This is a genomic window from Streptomyces sp. cmx-4-9, assembly GCF_046548835.1.
Lineage (GTDB): Bacteria > Actinomycetota > Actinomycetes > Streptomycetales > Streptomycetaceae > Streptomyces.
On the sequence record NZ_JAEBEE010000013.1, the window covers coordinates 100,675 to 114,319 of the forward strand.

13 protein-coding genes are annotated in these 13,645 nt (G+C 73.8%); 4 read left to right on the top strand and 9 right to left on the bottom strand.

Annotated features, from left to right (window positions below; translation table 11 throughout):
- Positions 1–14: 14 nt before the first annotated feature.
- The 4 genes from ACLJTM_RS32930 to miaA form a co-directional block, all read right to left on the bottom strand.
- Positions 15–2,096 carry a RelA/SpoT family protein gene (locus tag ACLJTM_RS32930; protein WP_411107473.1) on the bottom strand — a complete coding sequence of 694 codons (2,082 nt, stop codon included), beginning with the start codon at positions 2,094–2,096 and terminating at the stop codon, positions 15–17.
- 140 nt (positions 2,097–2,236) lie between these two features.
- The gene (gene dapF, locus ACLJTM_RS32935) at positions 2,237–3,112 is read right to left on the bottom strand and encodes a diaminopimelate epimerase (RefSeq protein WP_411107474.1); all 876 of its coding nucleotides are present in this window, start codon (positions 3,110–3,112) and stop codon (positions 2,237–2,239) included.
- A gap of 107 nt (positions 3,113–3,219) precedes the next feature.
- Positions 3,220–3,792: a hypothetical protein gene (locus tag ACLJTM_RS32940; protein WP_411107475.1), complete on the bottom strand. Its 573-nt coding sequence runs from the start codon at positions 3,790–3,792 to the stop codon at positions 3,220–3,222.
- A 127-nt stretch (positions 3,793–3,919) separates the two neighbouring features.
- Entirely contained in the window at positions 3,920–4,858 is a 939-nt protein-coding gene (gene miaA, locus ACLJTM_RS32945) for a tRNA (adenosine(37)-N6)-dimethylallyltransferase MiaA (RefSeq protein WP_411107476.1), read from the bottom strand.
- A 174-nt stretch (positions 4,859–5,032) separates the two neighbouring features.
- Between miaA and ACLJTM_RS32950 the strand changes: the two genes are divergently transcribed.
- Together ACLJTM_RS32950 and ACLJTM_RS32955 are read left to right on the top strand one after the other, a co-directional pair.
- Complete coding sequence (locus ACLJTM_RS32950) at positions 5,033–5,257, top strand: gliding motility protein (RefSeq protein WP_411107477.1); 225 nt, start codon at positions 5,033–5,035, stop codon at positions 5,255–5,257.
- 26 nt (positions 5,258–5,283) lie between these two features.
- The gene (locus ACLJTM_RS32955; protein WP_411107478.1) at positions 5,284–5,556 is read left to right on the top strand and encodes an antitoxin; all 273 of its coding nucleotides are present in this window, start codon (positions 5,284–5,286) and stop codon (positions 5,554–5,556) included.
- A gap of 87 nt (positions 5,557–5,643) precedes the next feature.
- Here the strand turns inward: ACLJTM_RS32955 and ACLJTM_RS32960 are convergent, their stop codons facing one another.
- Both ACLJTM_RS32960 and miaB read right to left on the bottom strand, forming a co-directional pair.
- Complete coding sequence (locus ACLJTM_RS32960) at positions 5,644–6,351, bottom strand: hypothetical protein (RefSeq protein ID WP_411107479.1); 708 nt, start codon at positions 6,349–6,351, stop codon at positions 5,644–5,646.
- A 271-nt stretch (positions 6,352–6,622) separates the two neighbouring features.
- Positions 6,623–8,146, bottom strand: coding sequence for a tRNA (N6-isopentenyl adenosine(37)-C2)-methylthiotransferase MiaB (miaB, locus tag ACLJTM_RS32965; RefSeq protein WP_411107480.1), 1,524 nt, complete (start codon positions 8,144–8,146; stop codon positions 6,623–6,625).
- Positions 8,147–8,271: 125 nt separating this feature from the next.
- Here miaB and ACLJTM_RS32970 point away from each other — a divergent pair, with 125 nt between their 5' ends.
- Positions 8,272–9,267 carry a TAXI family TRAP transporter solute-binding subunit gene (locus ACLJTM_RS32970; RefSeq protein WP_411107481.1) on the top strand — a complete coding sequence of 332 codons (996 nt, stop codon included), beginning with the start codon at positions 8,272–8,274 and terminating at the stop codon, positions 9,265–9,267.
- Between the two features lie 13 nt (positions 9,268–9,280).
- Here ACLJTM_RS32970 and ACLJTM_RS32975 read toward each other — a convergent pair whose 3' ends face one another.
- The 3 genes from ACLJTM_RS32975 to ACLJTM_RS32985 form a co-directional block, all read right to left on the bottom strand.
- On the bottom strand, positions 9,281–10,267 hold the full coding sequence (locus ACLJTM_RS32975; protein ID WP_411107482.1) for an ROK family protein: 987 nt from the start codon (positions 10,265–10,267) through the stop codon (positions 9,281–9,283).
- Between the two features lie 84 nt (positions 10,268–10,351).
- Positions 10,352–11,758: an ATP-binding protein gene (locus tag ACLJTM_RS32980; RefSeq protein ID WP_411107483.1), complete on the bottom strand. Its 1,407-nt coding sequence runs from the start codon at positions 11,756–11,758 to the stop codon at positions 10,352–10,354.
- Between the two features lie 10 nt (positions 11,759–11,768).
- Positions 11,769–12,473 (bottom strand): response regulator transcription factor, encoded by a 705-nt coding sequence (locus ACLJTM_RS32985; RefSeq protein WP_411107484.1) that lies wholly within the window; start codon positions 12,471–12,473, stop codon positions 11,769–11,771.
- A 384-nt stretch (positions 12,474–12,857) separates the two neighbouring features.
- Between ACLJTM_RS32985 and ACLJTM_RS32990 the strand changes: the two genes are divergently transcribed.
- Positions 12,858–13,643: an amino acid ABC transporter ATP-binding protein gene (locus tag ACLJTM_RS32990; protein WP_411107485.1), complete on the top strand. Its 786-nt coding sequence runs from the start codon at positions 12,858–12,860 to the stop codon at positions 13,641–13,643.
- Positions 13,644–13,645: the final 2 nt, after the last annotated feature.

The window sequence follows — 13,645 nt, forward strand, 5'->3', positions numbered from 1 at the left end:
CCGGGTGCGCGGGCTCAGGCCCGGCCGACGTCGTACACGCCGGGTACCTCCCGCATCGCCCGCATGAGGGCGGGCAGGCCCGCCGCATCGGGCAGCTGGAGGGTGTACGTGTGGCGCACCCGCTGCTCCACCGGCGGTTCCACGGTCGCGGAGACGACTTCGACGCCTTCCCGGGCGATGGCCTCGGTCAGATCGGCCAGCAGGTGGGGGCGGCCGAACGATTCGGCGCGCAGGGTGACCCGGCAGTCCGCGGTCGCCCGCCAGTGCACGGCGACGCAGGTCCGCCCCAGCGCCCGCATCTGGGCCACGGCCGCGCACTGGACGCGGTGCACGGTGACGGCGCCGCCGCGTACGAGGAACCCGGCGACTGCGTCGGGCGGCACCGGGGTGCAGCAGCCGGCCAGCCGTACGGTGGCGCCGGGGAGGTCGGCGACGGCGTTGGCCCCGCCGCCGCGGGCCCCGACCACGGAGAGCGGTGCGCGGGCGGCCGAGGTGGTGGACAGGGACCGGTCGGGGTGGTTCTCCAGCCAGCCGGCGATGGCGATCCGGGCGGCGGGGGTCCGCGCGTGGTCCAGCCATTCCGCGGCCGGACCGGAGGAGGCGTCCTGGGCGAGCAGGAGCTGCACGGTGTCGCCGTCGGACAGCGGGGTGGCGAGGGAGGTGAGGCGCCCGTTGACCCGGGCGCCGATACAGCCGTGGGCGGCTTCCCCGTACTGCGCGTAGGCCGCGTCGACGCAGCTGGCGCCGGCGGGCAGGCCCAGGGTGCCGCCGTCGGCCCGGAACACCGTGATCTCCCGGTCCTGGGCTAGTTCCGCGCGGAGCACGGTCCAGAAGGTGTCGGGGTCGGGCGCGGACTGCTGCCAGTCGAGCAGCCGGGACAGCCAGCCGGGTCGCGTCGGGTCGACCCGCTCCTCGTCCGGGTCGGCCGCGGCGTCCGAGGGGGCGGTGGTGTACGGGTTGCCGAGGGCGACCACGCCCGCCTCGGCGACGCGGTGCATCTGCCGGGTCCGCACGATGACCTCGGCGACGTACCCCTCGGGCGTGGCGACGGCGGTGTGCAGGGACTGGTAGAGGTTGAACTTGGGGACGGCGATGAAGTCCTTGAACTCCGAGACGACGGGCGTGAAGCAGGTGTGCAGTTCGCCGAGGACGCCGTAGCAGTCGGCGTTCTCCGCGACGAGGACGAGGATGCGGCCGAAGTCGGAGCCGCGCAGCTCCCCGCGGCTCCGGGCGATCCGGTGCACGGAGACGAAGTGCCGGGGGCGGACCTGCACCTCGGCGGCGATGCCCGCGTCGCGCAGGACGGCGCGTACCGCGTCGGCGATGCCGGGCAGCGGGTCGCGCTCGCCGGCGTGGGCCGCGATGAGCGCGCGGGTGCTCTCGTACTCCTCGGGGTGCAGGATCGCGAAGACGAGGTCTTCCAGTTCGGTCTTCAGGGCCTGGACGCCGAGGCGTTCGGCGAGGGGGATCAGGACGTCCCGGGTGACCTTGGCGATGCGGGCCTGCTTCTCGGGGCGCATCACGCCGAGGGTGCGCATGTTGTGCAGCCGGTCGGCGAGTTTGATGGACATCACGCGGACGTCGTTGCCGGTGGCGACGAGCATCTTGCGGAAGGTCTCGGGTTCGGCGGCGGCGCCGTAGTCGATCTTCTCCACCTTGGTGACGCCGTCGACGATGAAGCAGACCTCGTCGCCGAACTCGGCGCGGACCTGGTCGAGCGTCACCTCGGTGTCCTCGACGGTGTCGTGGAGCAGAGAGGCCGTCAACGTGGTGGTCTCGGCGCCGAGTTCGGCCAGGATGAGGGTGACGGCGAGCGGATGTGTGATGTACGGCTCACCGCTCTTGCGCATCTGGCCGCGGTGCGAGGTCTCGGCGAGGAGGTAGGCGCGGCGCAGCAGCGAGAGGTCGGCGTCGGGATGGTGGGCGCGGTGCGCCTCGGCCACATGGCCGATCGCGTCCGGGAGGCGGTCCCGGGAAGCGGGCCCGAGCAGGGCCGCGCGGCCGAGTCGGCGCAGATCGAGCCTGGTCCGGGCCCGTCTGCGGCTCTCAGGGCGCGCTTCGGGGTGTGCTTCGGGGTTCGTGGCCTCTGCACTCATGGGCACCTCCGACGGCTTCGACCGGCGGTGGCGGGCATGGGGTGAGCCCTCAGGGCCGGTGCCTGATGTTACCGACCCCACCACGTGGCGCAGTCCACCTCTCGCTCAGCGTGAAACGGATCACCCATTGGAGGGAACCTTCAGCGGAAAGCCGTTTCGGTGAGCCAGTCCGCCTCGAACTCGCCCCGGGCCACGATGACGGCGGGCCCGGTCATCTCGATCTGCCCGTCGGGGCGCTCGGTGATGCGGAGGGTGCCGCCGGGGAGGTCGACCGTGTACGTGGCGGGTTCGCCGGTGGCGGCCGGGTCGGCGCCGTCGCGGCGGATGGCGGCGACGGCGACGGCGCAGGCGCCGGTGCCGCAGGAGCGGGTCTCGCCGGAGCCGCGCTCGTGGACGCGCATGGCCACGTGCCGGGGACCGCGGTCGACGACGAACTCGACGTTGACCCCGGTGGGGTAGGCGGACGCGGGGCTGAACGGCGGGGCGGTCAGCAGGTTCCCGGCGTGGTCGAGGCTCTCGACGAAGGCCACGGCGTGCGGGTTGCCCATGTTCACGTTGCGTGCGGGCCAGGTGTGCTCGCCGACCGTGACGGTGACCTCACCCTCGGGGAGTTCGGCGCGGCCCATGGTGACGGTGACGTCCCCGCTCTTGTCGAGGTGGACCCGCTTGATCCCGCCGCGGGTGGCGACGGCGAGGTCGCCGGCCTCGACGTGGCCCGCGTACTGGAGGTAGCGGGCGAAGACGCGGACGCCGTTGCCGCACATCTCGGCGACGGAGCCGTCGCTGTTGCGGTAGTCCATGAACCACTCCGCCTCGTCGGCGAGGTGCGCCGCGTCGGGGTGGGCGGCGGACCGGACCACGTGCAGGATGCCGTCGGCGCCGATCCCGGCCCGCCGGTCGCACAGCGCGGCGACGGCGGACGGCGGCAGGTCCAGGGCGTTGTCCGGGTCCGGGAGGATCACGAAGTCGTTCTCGGTCCCGTGGCCCTTGAGGAAGGAGAGGGTGCTCTGCGTCACCCGGCCATGGTACCGAGGCGCAGCTCGCAGCCGTGGTCCGGTCCGGCGCGCGGGACGGCGGGACGGCGGCGGGGCGGCGCGGTCGGCGCAGGCCGGCGTCGGCGCGGTCAGCGCAGGCGGGCGACCCGGTAGACGGCGAGGGCGACGACGGCCAGGGCGGCCACGGCGTACAGCGCGGCCATCCGCCAGTCGGGGCGCCGACCGCTGCCCCGGGCGGGGAGCCCGGGCCAGGTGTGGCCGACCCGGCGGGCGGCCATCATGCCCCAGCCGCCCGCGCAGCAGCTGATGAGGAAGCCGAGCATGGCGACCACGGCTCCGCCGTCGCCGAATTCGAAGGCGAGCGGGAAGGCGAACATCAGGGAGCCGGCTGCGGCGAGCACCACGATGGGGGCGATCTGCCACAGGCGCAGGCGCCGCTGCGGGCGCAGCTCCACCTCGAAGGCGGGTCCGGCGGCGGCCTCCGCCTCGGCGGAGTCCGGTGCGTCCGGTCCGTCGGGGGTCAGCCGTGCGGGATCGGCCGGCAGCCCGAGGGAGTCCGGTCCGCCGAGCACCTCGGGTGCGTAGGGGGCCGGGGGCGTGCCGGGCTCACCGGTGCCGCCCGGACCGCTGTGAAGCATCGGGTCCGCTTCTCGCCGGGTGTCGTCCCGCCCGGTGTCGCGAGGGCCGGCCTCCATCGCCACGCGCCCTCCCCACTCGGACTCAGAACGCCGCATGTTCACCGCCGGTGACCGCACCGGCCGGAGTTTGATGATGGCACGGTCGCGGACCCCGGACGGGCGCCCGGGGCGTCCCGATGCCATGACGTGATCAGGCTGTGACCGGTCGTTCGACCAACGACTGCGCGAGTCCGGGGAGTTCTTGCCGGTCGGCGGCCGCGCCGCTGAGCCAGTGGACCCGCGGGTCGCGGCGGAACCAGGAGTCCTGGCGGCGGGCGAACCGCTTGGTGGCGCGGACCGTCTCGGCCCGAGCCTCGTCCTCGGTGCACTCCCCCGCCAGCGCGGCCAGCACCTGCTGGTATCCCAGCGCCCTGGAGGCGGTGATTCCGTCGCGCAGGCCGCGGGCCTCCAGCGCGCGGACCTCCTCGACCAGGCCGTCCTCCCACATCCGGTCCACGCGCCGGGCGATCCGCTCGTCGAGCTCGGGCCGGGCCACGTCGACGCCGATCTGCACGGTGTCGTAGACGGACTCGTGGCCGGGCAGGTTGGCGGTGAAGGGGCGGCCGGTGATCTCGATGACCTCCAGGGCGCGGACGATGCGCCGGCCGTTGCTGGGCAGGATCGCCCGGGCCGCGGCGGGGTCGGCGGCGGCGAGGCGGGCGTGCAGGGCGCCGGGGCCGCGCAGGGTGGCCTCCTCCTCCAACCGGGCCCGGACCTCGGGGTCGGTGCCGGGGAACTCCATGGCGTCCAGCGCGCCGCGGACGTAGAGCCCGGAGCCGCCGACGAGGACCGGGGTGCGGCCCTGCGCGAGCAGCTTGTCGATCTCGGCGCGGGCCAGCCGCTGGTACTCGGCGACATTGGCGGTGTCGGTGATGTCCCAGACGTCCAGGAGGTGGTGCGGGACGCCGCCCTGCTCCTCGGGCGTCAGCTTGGCGGTGCCGATGTCCATCCCCCGGTACAGCTGCATGGAGTCCGCGTTGACGACTTCGCCGTCGAAACGGCGGGCCAGGGCGACGCCCAGATCGGACTTTCCGGCTGCGGTGGGACCGACGACGGCGATGACCCGCGGGGCGGGGGCTGCTTTCCTCACCGCCCCAGTCTCGCAAACCCGCGGGCATGTACCCGATCGGGTTACGTGACGGGCGCGGATCGAGGTCGTTGCCCTGGCGAGGTTCTGCCGGGCGTACGCCCGGCGGAGGGCCGGCGGAGGCCGGTCCGGCCAGGGCGGAACTTCACTCACACGAGTAACGTTACGGGAGTAGACATGGGCGTTTTTGATCGGTTTTTTCGCCGTAAAGACACGGTTGCGACCACGGAGGTCGCCGCCGAGGACGTGACGGCGGAGTCCGCAGCGGCCGGGACGGCCGAGGCCGGGCCGGTTGTCGCGGAAGGTCCGGCGGTGGAAGCGGTGGAAGCCGTCGAGATCCCGAAGCAGCAGTCGGCCGAGGTGGCCGCGGACAGCGAGACCGGCGAGGGCGCCCGTACGTAGCCACTCCGCCAAGGGAAAGGTGACCCATGGGCCTGCTGGACAATCTGAAGGCCAAGCTCGCTCCGGCGAAGGACAAGGTCGGCGACCTCGCCCAGCAGCACGAGGGCAGGATCGGCGAGGGTCTGGACAAGGTGGCCAAGGTCGTGGACTCCAAGACCAAGGGCAAGTACAGCGGCCAGATCACGAGCGGTACGGGCAAGGCGAAGGACGCCCTGGGCAAGATCGCGCACCAGGACGCTGCCGGCGGGCCGACGCCGCCGGCAGCGCCCGGTGGGCCGACCCCGCCGCCGGCCGCCTGACGGCGCGGTTCCCGAAGGGGCGCGGGACCTCACGGTCCCGCGCCCCTTCGGCGTACCCGGCGCCCGGCCGGGCGGCTCGCCGGCCCGTCACGACCAGGCGGCGACGAAGTAGCCCACGCCGTACGGTGCGTCCTCGTACAGCAGTCGCCCGTCGAGGCCGGCTCCCTCGGCGGCGCCGGCCAGGACCTGCCAGGGCGCCCGGCCCGCGGCCTGCAGCTCCGCGGCGAGCGCAGGGTCGAGGGCGGCGAGGGCCGCCGTGTCGGCCGCGCCCAGGGCGCGGGCGGCCCCGGCGTCGAAGCCGGCGGCGCGTTCGTCGAGGTAGCCGGGGGCCTTCAGGGTCCGGCAGGCGCTGCCCTCCCCCATCACCAGCAGCGCGACGCGGGCGGCGCGGGCGGCCAGCTCCCGCCCGGCCTGCAGGCACTGCGGGGTGTCCAGCTCCTGCGCCACCCCGAACCCCTCGGCCGGCGCGGCGCCCCAGCGGGCGTGCCGCAGCAGCCAGGCGCCGACCGCCAGCGGGGCGGGCAGCAGCCGGGGGCCCTCCTCCCCCTCGCCGAGCTGTACGTCGGCTGCGACCCCGAAGCCCCGGAAGCTGCCGCGGGAGCCCGGCGGGTAGGGGCCGTGGTGCTCCCGGTCGGCGGCGCCGACCACGACGAGCAGGTCGGGCCGGGAGGCGGCGAGCACCGCGAGGGCGTCGGAGCAGGCGGTGCGGGCGTCGCCGAGTTCGGCGGCGGCCCCCGCGGCGACCTCCGGCACGAGCAGCGGCGGGGCGGGACAGACGGCAGCGGCTACGAGCATGATCCGCAGCCTAGCCGCCGCCGGGGGCGGGGCGGGGGGTGGCGGGCCTTCCCGGCCGGGCCGGTTCTTGCCGCTCCCGCCCCGGGCCGGGCCCTGGCCTTGGACCCCCGCAGGCTCGCCGCCCGACCCGCCCCACCCGCCCGACCTGCCCGACCCGCTTGGCCGGTACGCGGACGAGGGGTCGGCAGGCGGCGCCGCAGCGCCGGCGGGACCCGACGGCGCGGGGCTTCCCGGGGCTCCGCGGGGGTGGGGCCGGCACCGCGCCGGGGCGTCAGGCCGAGGGGGCCGCGCAGCCGGAGGCGGCCGCCGGGAGCGGGGCCGGGACCCCCAGGGTGGGGATGCCGAGCATGACGCCGGCGGGCTGGGCCGAGGCCGCGTTGCGCTTCTCCCAGGCGTCGCCGGCGCGGGTGCGGCGCACGACGAGGGTCGGCCCCTCGGCCAGCAGGTGGTGCGGGGCGGCGTAGGTGATGTCCACCGTGACCACGTCGCCCGGGCGGACCTCCTCCTGCGGCTTGGTGAAGTGCACGAGGCGGTTGTCGGGGGCCCGGCCGGAGAGCCGGTGGGTCGCGCCGTCCTTGCGGCCCTCGCCCTCCGCGACCATGACCTCCAGGGTGCGGCCGACCTGCTTCTTGTTCTCCTCCCAGGAGATCTCCTCCTGGAGGGCGACCAGGCGCAGGTAGCGCTCCTGCACGACCTCCTTGGGGATCTGCCCGTCCATGTCGGCGGCGGGGGTGCCGGGCCGCTTGGAGTACTGGAAGGTGAAGGCGTTCGCGAAGCGGGCCTCGCGGACCGCGTGCATCGTCTGCTGGAAGTCCTCCTCGGTCTCGCCGGGGAAGCCCACGATGATGTCGGTGGAGATCGCCGCGTGCGGGATGGCCGCGCGGACCTTCTCGATGATGCCGAGGAAGCGCTCCTGCCGGTAGGAGCGGCGCATCGCCCGCAGGACGGTGTCCGATCCCGACTGCATCGGCATGTGCAGCTGCGGCATCACGTTCGGGGTCTCGGCCATGGCCGCGATCACGTCGTCGGTGAAGTCGCGCGGGTGCGGGGAGGTGAAGCGGACCCGCTCCAGGCCCTCGATCTGCCCGCAGGCGCGCAGCAGCTTGCTGAAGGCCTCGCGGTCGCCCAGGTCGGAGCCGTACGCGTTCACGTTCTGGCCGAGCAGGGTGATCTCCGAGACGCCCTCGGCGACCAGGGCCTCCACCTCGGCGAGGATGTCGCCGGGACGGCGGTCCTCCTCCTTGCCGCGCAGCGCCGGGACGATGCAGAAGGTGCAGGTGTTGTTGCAGCCGACGGAGATCGACACCCAGGCGGCGTACGCGGACTCGCGGCGGGTCGGGAGCGTGGAGGGGAAGGCCTCCAGCGACTCGGCGATCTCGACCTGCGCCTCTTCCTGGATGCGGGCCCGCTCCAGCAGCACGGGGAGCTTGCCGATGTTGTGGGTGCCGAAGACCACGTCGACCCAGGGGGCCCGCTTGACGATGGTGTCGCGGTCCTTCTGGGCGAGGCAGCCGCCGACGGCGATCTGCATGCCGGGGCGCCGGGTCTTCATCGGGGCGAGCCGGCCGAGGTTGCCGTACAGCTTGTTGTCGGCGTTCTCCCGGACGGCGCAGGTGTTGAAGACCACCACGTCGGCGTCCCCGTCGGAGCCCTCGGGCGCGCGGACGTAGCCCGCGTCCTCCAGCAGACCGGACAGTCGCTCGGAGTCGTGCACGTTCATCTGGCACCCGTAGGTGCGCACCTCGTATGTTCCCTTGAGGTCCACTGCCGGGCTCCGGTCGCTGCTGCTGGTCATGCAACAAGGGTAGGCGGACCGCGGAGTCCTCCGTCCCCCGGGCCGCGGCGGCCTCCGGGCCGCGGGGAGGCTGCCGGGACCGTACCGGCCGTGACAGGAGTGCGGGCGGGTGGCAGGATCGCGCCATGCCTCTCGTACCAGCCCGGATCAGCAGGCGCCGCGCCCTGCAGGGGCTCGTGGCGGTGCTGGCCGTGCTCGCCGCCCTGGTGTGGTGGCTGCGCCCCTTCGGCGGCCCGGACCTCAAGGGCGATCTCACCTTCAGCACGGGCGTGCGCTCCGGGGTGTACCACCGGTACGGGCTCCTGCTGGAGCAGGAGCTCAAGCAGGACATGCCGGGGGTCGTGGTGCGGCTGGAGACCAGCGAGGGCTCGCAGCAGAACCTGGAGCGGGTGGCCGCCGGTGAGGCCGATTTCACGGTGGCGACGGCGGACGCGGTCGCCAAGTACCGCCTCGACGGGAAGCCGGGCGCCCAGCAGCTGCGCGGGCTGGCCCGGCTCTACGACGACTACGTGCAGCTGGTGGTGCCCGCCGGGTCCCCGGTGCAGTCCGCACGCGACCTGTCGGGCAAGCGGGTCGCCGTCGGGCAGGCGGGCTCCGGGGTGCGGCTCGTCTCGGAGCGGCTGCTGAAGGCGGCGCAGCTGGACCCGGCGCGGGACATCACGCCGGTGTCCATCGGGATCGACACGATGCCGGCCGAGCTGGAGGCCGGGCGGATCGACGCCTTCTTCTGGTCCGGCGGCCTCCCCACGAGCTCGGTGCGCGAGCTGTCCGAACGCTTCGAGATCCGGCTGGTGCAGCTCGGCGACCTGGTGGAGAAGCTCCAGGACAGCGGCAGCCCGGCACGGTACTACCGGGCCGCGGTGATGCCGCAGGACGCGTACGCGCGGGCGCGCAACACGAGCGCGGTGGCCACCGTGGCCGTGCCGAACCTGCTGGTGACCACGGAGGGCACGGATCCGCAGCTGACGGAGCAGTTCACCCGGACGGTGATCCTCAGCCGCGACCGGATAGGGCACCAGGTGCACGCGGCGCAGCTGGTGGACCTGCGTACGGCCATCTACACCGATCCGCTGGAGCTGCACGAGGGCGCGGGCCGGTACTACCGCTCCGTCAAGCCCTGAGGCTCCGGGAGCCTCAGGACGGCAGCAGCATGAGCGCCGCCGCGGCCGCCCCGATCAGGCCGGCGTGGGTGCCCAGGGCCGCGGGCACCACCTGGAGGTCCTGCACGAAGGAGAGGGTGGCGTAGGAGGCGAGGTGGGCGCGGATCGGGGCGAAGAGGATGTCGCCCGAGGCCGCCACCCCGCCGCCGATGACCGCGATGTCCGTCTCGACGAGGGTGGCGGTGGCCGCGATGGCGGCGGCCAGGGCGCGGCCCGCCCGGTCGAAGGCCGCCAGCGCCACCGGGTCGCCGGACCCGGCCGCCGCGGCCACGCCGGCTGCCGTCGCGTCGCCCGCCGGGGTCCAGCCCTGGTCCAGGGCCCACTGTGCGATCGCCGTGCCCGAGGCGATGGACTCGACGCAGCCGTGGCCGCCGCAGACGCAGGGGGCGCCGTCAACGGCGACGCTGATGTGCCCGATGTGGCCCGCGTTGCCGGTGGGGCCGGGGTGGAGCTGGTTGTTCAGGACGAGGCCGCCGCCGACGCCCGTGGAGACCACCATGCAGAGGGCGTTCGCATGGCCCCGGGCCGCGCCCAGCCAGTGCTCGGCGGCGGTCATCGCCACGCCGTCCCCGGCCAGCACGGTGGGGACCTCGGCCCCGTGGGCCGCCAGCAGCTCGGTGACCCTGGCCTGGAGGGGGAACCCGCGCCACGCCCCGATGTTGACGGGGCTCACGGTCCCCCGGGAGGTGTCCACCGGGCCGGCGCTGCCGATCCCGCAGCGGGCCACCGAGGGCCACAGCGGGGACCGGGACAGCTCCGCGACGACCTCGGCCACGGCGGCCATGACCCCGTCCGCGTCCGCCCCACGGGGCGTCGGGGTGCGGGTGGTGGCCGTCATGGCGCCGTCGGGCTGCACCAGGGCGCCGGCGATCTTCGTGCCGCCGATGTCGATCGCCACCGTGGGCCCCGTGGCCGAGGCCGAGGCGCGCGGTGCCAGGAAGGGGGTGGTGGGGGTGATCACGGTGGCGGCTCCAGTCGGGGGATCGGAATTCAGTATGCGCCGAGGGTCCCGCCGCCCTCGCGCCCGGGGCCGCCGCCCTCGCGCTCAGTGGGGTGCGGTGCGGGGTACCGCCACCGTCACCCGCAGCCCGTGGGGCGGGTTCGTCTCGTACGCGAGGGAGCCGCCGCCCGCGGCGAGCAGCGCGCGGGAGATCGACAGACCGAGCCCGGAGCCCTTCACGTTCTGGTGCCGGCCGCTGCGCCAGAACCGGTCGCCGACCCGGAGCAGTTCCTCCTCGGTGAGGCCGGGGCCGCGGTCGGCGACGACCACGTGCACGGAGCGTCCGGAGGCGGTGACGGACACCTCCACCTGTTCTCCCTCGGGGGTGAACTTGAGGGCGTTGTCGATGACGGCGTCCAGGGCGCTGGACAGGGCGATGGGGTCGGCCCAGCCGGTGACGGCGCTGCGGCCCGTCTCGCTGATCCGTACGCCCTTCTCCTCGGCGTACGGGCGCCAGGACGCGACCCGTTCGGCCGTCAGGGCCCCGATGTCGGTGAGACTGATCTCGGCGGAGGCGTGCTCGGCCAGCGCCAGGTCCAGCAGGTCGTCCAGGACCTGCGTCAGACGCTTGCCCTCGGTGCGGACGGAGGCGATCTCCGCGTTGCCCTCGGGGAGTTCGAGGGCGAGCAGCTCGATCCGCAGGAGCAGCGCCGCGAGCGGATTGCGCAGCTGGTGGGAGGCGTCGGCGACGAACGCCCGCTGCTGTTCCAGCACTTCCTCCACGTTGTCGGCCATCTCGTTGAACGAGCGGGCCAGGCGCTGGAGCTCGGGCGGCCCGCCGGCGGCCGCGACGCGGGAGTTCATCCGCCCGGTGGCGATGCCGTGGGCGGCCGCGTCGAGGGTCCGGACGGGCTTGAGGACCCAGCTGGTGAGCCGGAGGGCGGCGCCGAAGGCGACGAGCATGGCGGCGGCGAGTCCGGCCGCGATGAGCAGCCAGCCGGTCAGGATGCGGCCCCGCATCTGGCCGGTGGGCGATTCGGTGGCGACGACCGCGACCACGTCCCCGTCGAGGACGACCGGGGAGACGACCAGGAGCTTCCCCCCGGCCTGCCACGGCCACACCTGCGGCGGATCGTGGCTGCGCCGCCCGGCCAGGGCCTCGTCGAAGGCCCGCCGGCCCTCCTTGTCCTGCGGGAGCTGCCACCAGCCCGGCGAGCGGACCATGGCGTTGTCGTCGCGGTAGAAGATCCCGACGCGGATGCCGTAGAGCTCCTGGTAGCGGGCGAGCTCCAGCCGCAGGGTCTCGCGGCGCTCGTCGGCGCCGGCCGATCCGGAGCCCTCGGCGTCGATGACGAACTGGGCGAGGGCGGCGAAGCGGGCGCTGTCGTCGATCCGGTCGACCACCACCCGCTGCTGCTGTCCGGCGGCCAGGCTCACCGCGAGCGGGAAGCCGAGCGCGAGCAGCACGCCCGCCATGAGGACGACGAGCAGCGGGAGGAGCCTGGCGCGCACGGCAGCGTCCTCAGGGGGCGGTGGGGGCGACGAGCCGGTAGCCCACCCCGCGGACGGTCTCGATGAGCGCGGGCATGGCGAGCTTGGAGCGCAGCGAGGCCACGTGGACCTCCAGGGTCCTTCCGGTCCCCTCCCAGCTGGTGCGCCAGACCTCGCTGATGATCTGTTCGCGGCGGAAGACCACCCCGGGCCGCTGGGCGAGCAGTGCGAGGAGGTCGAACTCCTTGCGGGTGAGCGGGACGTCGGCGCCGTCCACACTGACCCGGCGGGTGGGCAGCTCGATGCTGACGGGGCCCAGCCGGACGACGGCGGGGGCGCCGGTCCCGGTGGCGGCGGCCTCCTCGGAGGCTCCGGTGCGCCGGGCGACGGCGTGGATGCGGGCGAGCAGCTCGCCGGTGTCGTAGGGCTTGGTGACGTAGTCGTCGGCGCCCATGTTCAGCCCGTGGATGCGCGAGCGGACGTCGGCCCGCGCGGTGACCATGATGACGGGCGTCGAGGTGCGCTTGCGGATCTTGCCGCACACCTCGTAGCCGTCCTGGTCGGGCAGGCCGAGGTCGAGGAGGACGACGCCGAAGGGCGGGGCGCCGGCGGGCAGCAGCGCCTGGAGTGCCTCCTCGCCGCTGCGGGCGTGGGTCACCCGGAAGCCGTGCCGGGCCAGGATCGCGGACAGGGCGGCGGCGACGTGGTCGTCGTCCTCGACGAGCAGCAGTCTCACGGCGTCCCCCTCTCCTCATCTCTACGTCGGCCGGAGGATCTCCTCCGGCCACTTCGGCGGTCTGTACTGCGGTGGTCCGTACCGGGCCGGCGATCCCCTCGGCGGTGGTCCGCGCCGCGGGGGTCTGCGCAGTCGCTCTGCCGCGGCGGCGCAGGACCACCCTGCATCCACGCCGATGCGGAGTCCCACGTCAAGGGGGTTCCGGTACGGCGCGCCTTCCGTTATGCACCCGGTACGCGTGGGGAGCGCTCCGCACGCCGGGGCGTACGGAGCGTATCCGGGTGAGGCCGGATCGTTATGCTCAATTCTCGCTCAGATGTGATGACGCTGTGCGCAGGACGTCACTACTGTCCTCCCAACCGAGGAGGACGGAGCAAGAAGCCGATGAGCGGAGTATCAGTGGCCAAGGACGTGCAGGACGCGGCCGGTGCCGCGGACGACCTGGTCGTACTGAGCAACGTCAACAAGCACTTCGGCGCGCTGCACGTGCTTCAGGACATCGATCTGAGCATTGCCCGCGGTGAGGTCGTCGTCGTGATCGGTCCTTCGGGATCGGGCAAGTCCACGCTGTGCCGGACGATCAACCGGCTGGAGACCATCGACTCGGGCACCATCACGCTCGACGGCAGGGAACTGCCCTCCGAGGGCAGGGAACTGGCCCGGCTGCGCGCCGACGTCGGCATGGTGTTCCAGTCGTTCAACCTGTTCGCGCACAAGACGGTGCTGCAGAACGTGATGCTGGGGCAGCAGAAGGTCCGCAAGACGGACCAGGCCGCGGCGCGCGAGAAGGCACTGTCCCTGCTGGACCGGGTCGGTGTCGCCTCGCAGGCCGAGAAGTACCCGGCGCAGCTCTCCGGCGGCCAGCAGCAGCGGGTGGCGATTGCCCGCGCTCTCGCCATGGAGCCGAAGGTGATGCTGTTCGACGAGCCGACCTCGGCACTCGACCCGGAAATGATCAACGAGGTGCTGGAGGTCATGCAGCAGCTCGCCCGGGAGGGCATGACGATGGTCGTGGTCACCCACGAGATGGGCTTCGCCCGCTCCGCGGCGAACCGGGTCGTCTTCATGGCCGACGGAAAGATCGTCGAAGAGGCCACGCCCGAGGCGTTCTTCAGCAACCCGCGCAGTGACCGGGCGAAGGACTTCCTGTCGAAGATCCTGCACCACTGACG

What these genes read in the sequence shown, in the direction of transcription:
- ACLJTM_RS32930 (WP_411107473.1), bottom strand. Translation starts at nt 2,096, where the DNA reads ATGAGTGCAGAGGCCACGAACCCCGAAGCACACCCCGAAGCGCGCCCT.
- ACLJTM_RS32950 (WP_411107477.1), top strand. Translation starts at nt 5,033, where the DNA reads ATGGGCGTTTTTGATCGGTTTTTTCGCCGTAAAGACACGGTTGCGACC.
- ACLJTM_RS32955 (WP_411107478.1), top strand. Translation starts at nt 5,284, where the DNA reads ATGGGCCTGCTGGACAATCTGAAGGCCAAGCTCGCTCCGGCGAAGGAC.
- ACLJTM_RS32960 (WP_411107479.1), bottom strand. Translation starts at nt 6,351, where the DNA reads ATGCTCGTAGCCGCTGCCGTCTGTCCCGCCCCGCCGCTGCTCGTGCCG.
- miaB (WP_411107480.1), bottom strand. Translation starts at nt 8,146, where the DNA reads ATGACCAGCAGCAGCGACCGGAGCCCGGCAGTGGACCTCAAGGGAACA.
- ACLJTM_RS32970 (WP_411107481.1), top strand. Translation starts at nt 8,272, where the DNA reads ATGCCTCTCGTACCAGCCCGGATCAGCAGGCGCCGCGCCCTGCAGGGG.
- ACLJTM_RS32990 (WP_411107485.1), top strand. Translation starts at nt 12,858, where the DNA reads ATGAGCGGAGTATCAGTGGCCAAGGACGTGCAGGACGCGGCCGGTGCC.